Origin of the sequence: Anaeromassilibacillus sp. An200 (assembly GCF_002160025.1) — a bacterium.
Lineage (GTDB): Bacteria > Bacillota > Clostridia > Oscillospirales > Acutalibacteraceae > Caccousia > Caccousia stercoris.
Genome location: NZ_NFJU01000111.1, coordinates 1 through 1,676, shown reverse-complemented (window position 1 = coordinate 1,676; position 1,676 = coordinate 1). Strand labels below are relative to the sequence as shown.

The window sequence follows — 1,676 nt, the reverse complement described above, 5'->3', positions numbered from 1 at the left end:
GGCTTGCATGTCGGCGCGTATTGGTTCAGCTATGCCACGTCCCCGGAGGAAGCCAGGCAGGAAGCACAGGTGTGCGCTCAGGTGCTGGAACCGTATAAAGGAAAGTTTGATTTCCCTGTTTACTTTGACTATGAGTATGACAGCGAGGAATACAGCAAAAATCAGGGCGTAACGCCTACGCAGGCGCTCCGGGAGTCTTTGGCGCAGGCTTTTTGTGAAGAAATCGAATCGCGCGGCTGGCGCGCAGGTGTGTACACCAATAACGACTATCTCAAAAACCGCTGGCGGCTGGACGTGCTCAAACAGTGGGAAATCTGGCTGGCAGATTACACCGGTGGCCCGGATGTTGCCTGCGGAATGCAGCAGACAAGCAGCACTGGCAGCGTCAACGGCATTTCCGGCAATGTGGACATGAATATTGCGTTTGTCGATTATCCGTCCCTGATTCGCAACGAAGGATGGAACGGCTTCACAACAGCAGCGGCGGAAAACTGGATTTCGGACACCACCAACGGCCCGGAAAATCCTGTCATCATCGCACCGGATGCGCTTTACACGGTGAAGATCACCGGGCAGGATATTGGCCTTGTGTGCGGAGAATCTGGCGGAAAGCCTGCGGCCTTTCGACTTGTGCGGTGCAGACGCGACGGGAACGCCACTCTCTGGCACGTTATCCCCGTCGGAGATCCGGGACAGGAAGCCGGAATCTATCCGGCTGGCGGCGGGGATCGGATCTTTGTGGCACGGATTGCGGGGTGATGCCGGTGGAAATCGTAGAACGCATTGTTCCCCTTCTGGTGTCGCTTATTGCGGCAGCTACGCCGATTGTGCTTGCTATCTTTTCCAACGGAAAAAAGTCCCGGGAGCAGCAGGAGAAAGCCGCCGAAAAGCAACAGGAAGCATTTGCAAGCCTGCAAAGCGCTATCAATAGCGTTGACAAGCGGCTGGAAACCGTAGAAGCACACGCAGAAGCGGACTATAAAAACATTCTGCAAATCCAAATCATGAGCGAGGAAATGCCGCTGGAGGTTCGCCTGGAAGCCGGGGAAAAATACGTTGCCCGGGGCTGGAACGGCGCAATCAAAGCAAAGTACGAGCTTTTGAAAGATGAATACAGACGCAGAGAAATGGAGGGTACATAATGGATCAGTTTTTCACATGGGAGCTGCTTGCGACTTTTGTGGGCGCGGCAACTGGCACGGGGATCATCACTCAGTTCGTGAAGGGAATTCCTTTTTTGCAGAAAATCCCCACGCAGTTTCTTTCCTACCTTGTGGCGCTTCTGATTTTGGCAGCGGCAACAGCGGCCACTGGCGGTGCTTCCGATTGGGCGGGATGGGTAATCATCCCGCTTAACGCGGTGCTGGTGTCGCTCAGTGCAAACGGGGCCTATGATGCGCTGGCAAAGAAAAGTGCCAACACCACAAATACAAATTAAATTTTTTGTCATCTACAAATTCCAACAATTTGTTAGTAACCGTGTTAGCAACCGAAACAGGCTGTAACAAAACAGCGCAGAAGAAAACCGCATGAAATCAAGGATTTTGATAACGATGCGGCTAAAATTCTGACTCTTAATCAGGGTGTCCCGGGTTCGAGTCCCTGATGGTGCACCACAAAGTCAGAAAAGGGGCCGGAGGCTCCGGCTCCGAAACTGACAGATATGGCCCGTTGGT

At 53.2% G+C, this 1,676-nt stretch carries 3 protein-coding genes; all 3 read left to right on the top strand.

Annotation, left to right across the window (positions count from 1 at the left end):
* Positions 1 to 759 (top strand): GH25 family lysozyme (locus B5F35_RS18065; RefSeq protein WP_275532276.1); only part of this gene is annotated, 759 nt, incomplete at its 5' end.
* Positions 759 to 1,142, top strand: coding sequence for a hypothetical protein (locus B5F35_RS18060; protein WP_087240265.1), 384 nt, complete (start codon positions 759 to 761; stop codon positions 1,140 to 1,142). The genes B5F35_RS18065 and B5F35_RS18060, both read left to right, overlap by 1 nt.
* Entirely contained in the window at positions 1,142 to 1,438 is a 297-nt protein-coding gene (locus B5F35_RS18055) for a hypothetical protein (protein ID WP_087243057.1), read from the top strand. The genes B5F35_RS18060 and B5F35_RS18055 overlap by 1 nt, the downstream gene beginning before the upstream one ends.
* Positions 1,439 to 1,676: the final 238 nt, after the last annotated feature.

Excerpts from the sequence above, each read along its gene's own strand:
- B5F35_RS18060 (WP_087240265.1), top strand. The coding sequence starts at position 759 with ATGCCGGTGGAAATCGTAGAACGCATTGTTCCCCTTCTGGTGTCGCTT.
- B5F35_RS18055 (WP_087243057.1), top strand. The coding sequence starts at position 1,142 with ATGGATCAGTTTTTCACATGGGAGCTGCTTGCGACTTTTGTGGGCGCG.